The 3974-nt window shown below is 59.5% G+C and carries 4 protein-coding genes and 1 pseudogene; 3 read left to right on the top strand and 2 right to left on the bottom strand.

Annotated elements, in window-relative coordinates; translation table 11 throughout:
- Window positions 1-450, top strand: a pseudogene (locus tag ABX749_RS24835) (cobalamin biosynthesis protein P47K); the annotation flags it as partial.
- A 4-nt stretch (window positions 451-454) separates the two neighbouring features.
- Here the strand turns inward: ABX749_RS24835 and ABX749_RS24830 are convergent.
- Both ABX749_RS24830 and bioD read right to left on the bottom strand, forming a co-directional pair.
- Window positions 455-1159 (bottom strand): DUF1080 domain-containing protein, encoded by a 705-nt coding sequence (locus ABX749_RS24830; protein WP_372898359.1) that lies wholly within the window; start codon window positions 1157-1159, stop codon window positions 455-457.
- 257 nt (window positions 1160-1416) lie between these two features.
- Window positions 1417-2103: a dethiobiotin synthase gene (gene bioD, locus ABX749_RS24825; protein ID WP_372898358.1), complete on the bottom strand. Its 687-nt coding sequence runs from the start codon at window positions 2101-2103 to the stop codon at window positions 1417-1419.
- Window positions 2104-2142: 39 nt separating this feature from the next.
- On the opposite strand from bioD, the gene ABX749_RS24820 reads away from it, so the two are divergent.
- Both ABX749_RS24820 and ABX749_RS24815 read left to right on the top strand, forming a co-directional pair.
- Entirely contained in the window at window positions 2143-3009 is an 867-nt protein-coding gene (locus ABX749_RS24820) for a carbon-nitrogen hydrolase (protein ID WP_372898360.1), read from the top strand.
- A gap of 35 nt (window positions 3010-3044) precedes the next feature.
- Window positions 3045-3698, top strand: coding sequence for a toprim domain-containing protein (locus tag ABX749_RS24815; RefSeq protein ID WP_372898357.1), 654 nt, complete (start codon window positions 3045-3047; stop codon window positions 3696-3698).
- Window positions 3699-3974 lie beyond the last annotated feature (276 nt).

Here is a 3974-nt window from a genome sequence, read left to right as displayed (position 1 = left end):
CAGTTGATGGACGTGGATTATGACGTCTACGCCGAAGGGGAAGCGGAATTGGGTTGGCTCAATGCGACCGTTTCCTTGACCTGCAGCGATCCAATGCCGATCGATGGCGTCGTCATGCGGATTGTCGACTTGATTCGAACGCGTCTGGAAGCGCGCGATGCCGAACCGGCACATTTAAAGGTTTTCTGTTCCTCCGGCGATGCGGTCGGCGTTGCCAACCTGGTCAGCAGCGACACGGCGACGACGCTGTCGGTCGCTTCGCAAGCCGAGGGCACAGCGTTGACGCTGATCATCAACGCGCGTGTCAGTCTGGGGCCCGACGCACTGCAGGAATCCGTCGCCAGCGCTGTCGATGCCTTGGCCGCCGAGTTCGCTGCAGAGGCTGAGGTGAGGTCGGTCGAAAGTTTTCGCCCCGGACGTCCCGTGCCGACCTACCGTGCTGGGACGTAGTTTGTTAGTCCGACAACTGCTTGAGAAAAATGTCCTTGAATTGCACGGTCATCGGCTGGCCGGAACGCAGTTGCAATCCCAGGATTCCTGCTAAATCGGAGTGTCCTTCTTCTTCGTCGATCAATTCGGAACAGAGTTCGCCATTGATACGGAGCGTGATGTGTCGGCCTTCGGCGGTGATGTGGTAGTCATTCCACTCGCCTGACGGTTTCATGGTCGCTTTGGTGCCCAAGTCGTTCGCCGTCCGTTTGCCGGAAGCATCGATCACGGTCCGCTGGCCGTTGCCGGTCAACAACTCGGGGCCTTTCCGCGAATGCATTTCGTCGCAAACGCCTCCCAGGTATGGCCCGCTCTGGTAGATGTCCGCCTGGTAACCGACCGCCAGACCGTCAGGTCTGATTTTGCTGCGGAACTGGACTCCCGAATTGCATCCGTTACCGGTCACCCGGAACTTGAGCTTGACTTCGAAATCGCTGACGTCGCCGCCCTGCCAGACCAAGAACTGATTCGAGGTGCAGGGGTGCTCGGGCGTCGATTGGCCCGTGATCGCGCCATCCCGCACCGACCAGTAACTCATGTCGAGTGCCTTCCAACCGTCTAGGGTTCGACCGTCAAAAATCGATTTAAATTCTTCTGCCGAGCAAGCTCCGGCGGAGAGCACGACCGAAACGAGCAAAGCTGGCAATAGCAGCGGTGACGGGTAGCGCATGTTCTTAACTGTAGGGCAAGTAGAAAGCGGAAATCGATTCGCAGTAGTTTACCATGCCTGCCGAAACGATTGGCAGTTTGCCGACCGCAGGCCAACACCGCTAAGCGAAGCGTCGTTTCCTCTCGTTTGGGCCCGTAGGCTCGCGCCAAACGGCTGATCAATCGTACGATCGGACACTCATACACCGAGCGTTGCTTGATCGAGCATCCGACTTTTCGTGGCGTGGACAGCGCTGTGGATCGCTGGGCGTCGGATCGCTAGACGAGCCCCCGGCTCCAATCGACTTGTCCCCAGCCGACTTCGCGGACGTCCAGTTCCGGCAACCAGCGGCGGATCTGTGCGGCGTTGGATGGGCTGGATTCGTCCGCCGTGGGGCCGGATGCGGTCAGGTACAACCGGCTGACACTGACCTGGGACAACGCGGCCGCGCGACAGGTCGCGATCACTTCGTGAATGACCCCCAACCGATTGGCTGCGACCAAATAGAGTTCGGCGTCTTGAAACTGTCCAAACAGATCGATGTTCAACAGGTCGTCGGCGATCGGACTCAGCAGCCCGCCGGCACCTTCGATGATCAACGTGTCGCAGTGATCGCGCCAACGATCGGCGCCGCGCGTCAGCAGGTCGGCGTCGACCCGTTGCCCCGACCGTCTGGCCGCCTCGTCCGGTGCGACCGAGGCTTCGAAGCGCTGGGGGCAAACCGCGTCTAGATTCAGGGGGCGGCCGGCGGCTTCCCAGAGCGCAACGGCGTCGCTGGAGACGAGCGGATCGTCCGGAGTTGCAGAATTCGTCTCCGAATTGCGGGGTTGCCGGATACAACCACTCGCCACGGGTTTGTAGACTCCTACGCGAACACCGGCGCTGCGTTTCGCAACCGCAAGCTGTTGGGCAACGTAAGTCTTTCCGACTTCCGTTCCGGTTCCCGAAACGAAGACGATTTCCAATGCTATGCCTTTCCCTTGCCTGAAATGAACGAAACCGTGATCAATCGAAATGTGCGAATCGGATTGTTGCAGATGTCGTATGCCGGCTCACGCGACGCAACGCTCGACGAAGTTGAAAAACGGGTCGACGAGGCGGCTTCCGAATCGGTCCAGATCCTCTGCCTTCAAGAGCTTTTTGCAACCCCCTATCCTTGCCAGTCCGAGGATCATTGTAATTTCGACTACGCCGAGACCCTCGACGGGCCGTCGGTGCGTCGCATGCAAGACCTGGCCAAGCGGCACGAAATGGTGATCGTCGCGCCGATTTTTGAGAAACGCGCCGCCGGCGTCTATCACAACACCGCGGTCGTCGTCGACGCGGACGGCAGCCTGGCGGGAACGTACCGAAAGATGCACATCCCCGACGATCCGCTGTATTACGAAAAATTCTACTTCACGCCCGGCGACATGGGATTTCGTACCATTCAAACCCGCTACGCCAAGCTCGGCGTTGGGGTTTGCTGGGACCAGTGGTTCCCCGAAGCGGCTCGTTTGTTTGCCCTGGCCGGCGCGGAAATCCTGTTCTACCCGACTGCGATCGGATGGATCGACGGCGAAAAGGAGGAATTCGGTGCGGGGCAACTGGACGCTTGGCAAACGTCGATGCGGGCCCATGCGATCGCCAACGGAATTTGGCTGGGGGCGCCCAACCGTGTCGGCAGGGAAGGCCAAGTCGAATTCTGGGGATCGTCCTTTGTGGCCTCTCCCCGCGGTGAAGTCGTCTCCCAAGCCGCTCAGTCCGGCAACCATGTCTTGTGCGCCGATTGTAACCTGGGCGAGATCGACGTCGTGCGGACGCATTGGCCGTTCTTGCGCGACCGCCGCATCGACGCCTACGACGGACTCTTAAAGCGTATGATCGACTGACCAAACGTGTCGGCGGGATGGGGATAGTGCCTGACATGACGTTCATCACTCAAAAAACCAAGCTCATCGATTGCTCACCGACCGAACAACCCTATCGCGAGTTGTTCATCGTCGAAGGCGATTCGGCGTCCAAGGCGGTCGCGCGTGTGCGTGACCAGCGGTTTCAGGCCGTGTTGCCGATGCAAGGGAAACCGATGAACGCGACGAAAGCGTCCGATGCGTCGGTGCGGAAAAATCAATGGTACGCCGCACTGATCGATGCATTGGGGACGGGCTGGCACGCCGAAGATCTGGCGGAGTTGCGGTACGATCGCATCCTGTTCTTGTTTGACCCCGACGCGGACGGAATCCACTGCGGTGCGCTGATGCTGATGTTCTTTGACGTTTACTTGCGGCCGCTGTTGGATGCCAACCGCGTCTCGCTGGTCAAATCACCATTGTTCGAAATCCGCGCTCGCGGATACGCCGATGCCCTGCATGCCTACAGCGAAGACCACCTGCAGCGGATTCGTACGGTGCTGGATGAAAAGAACATCGTTCACCGCCATCAACGTTTCCGCGGACTGGCAAGCCTGAGCGAGACGACGTTGAAAGAACTCTGCGTCGATCCGAATTCCAGAACCGCTTACTTGCTCCGCCACAGCGACGCCTTGGCCGCCCGATCGGTTTTCGGGCCGCAGCGGCATTAAGATTGAAGGGCTGTCTTTTCTCAGGGGGCAGGCTTAAGGCCAATACCACTGAGTGAAGCGTCGTTTCCACGAGTTGCCCGTAGGCTCGCGCCAAACGGCTCGTCATCGTTTGAGATCAGCCGGTTCGCGCCAGCGTCCGGGCCTCCTCATGGACGTTGACTTAGTTAAGTGGCCTTGAGATCGACCCGCCGTCGGCGCGTGTCGCGACCAAGCGTCTCGTTCCGCGACGACACCCACCTGGATGGGAGGTCGGGTGCCATTCTTTAGCAGGCCAGT

The organism is Stieleria sp. (assembly GCF_041595215.1).
Lineage (GTDB): Bacteria > Planctomycetota > Planctomycetia > Pirellulales > Pirellulaceae > Stieleria > Stieleria magnilauensis.
The sequence above is the reverse complement of the archived record's forward strand: the minus strand, read 5'-3'. Positions and strand labels throughout refer to the sequence as shown.

Bases quoted from the DNA above. Each gene is read 5' to 3' on its own strand.
- ABX749_RS24830 (WP_372898359.1), bottom strand. From the start codon at position 1,159: ATGCGCTACCCGTCACCGCTGCTATTGCCAGCTTTGCTCGTTTCGGTC.
- ABX749_RS24815 (WP_372898357.1), top strand. From the start codon at position 3,045: ATGACGTTCATCACTCAAAAAACCAAGCTCATCGATTGCTCACCGACC.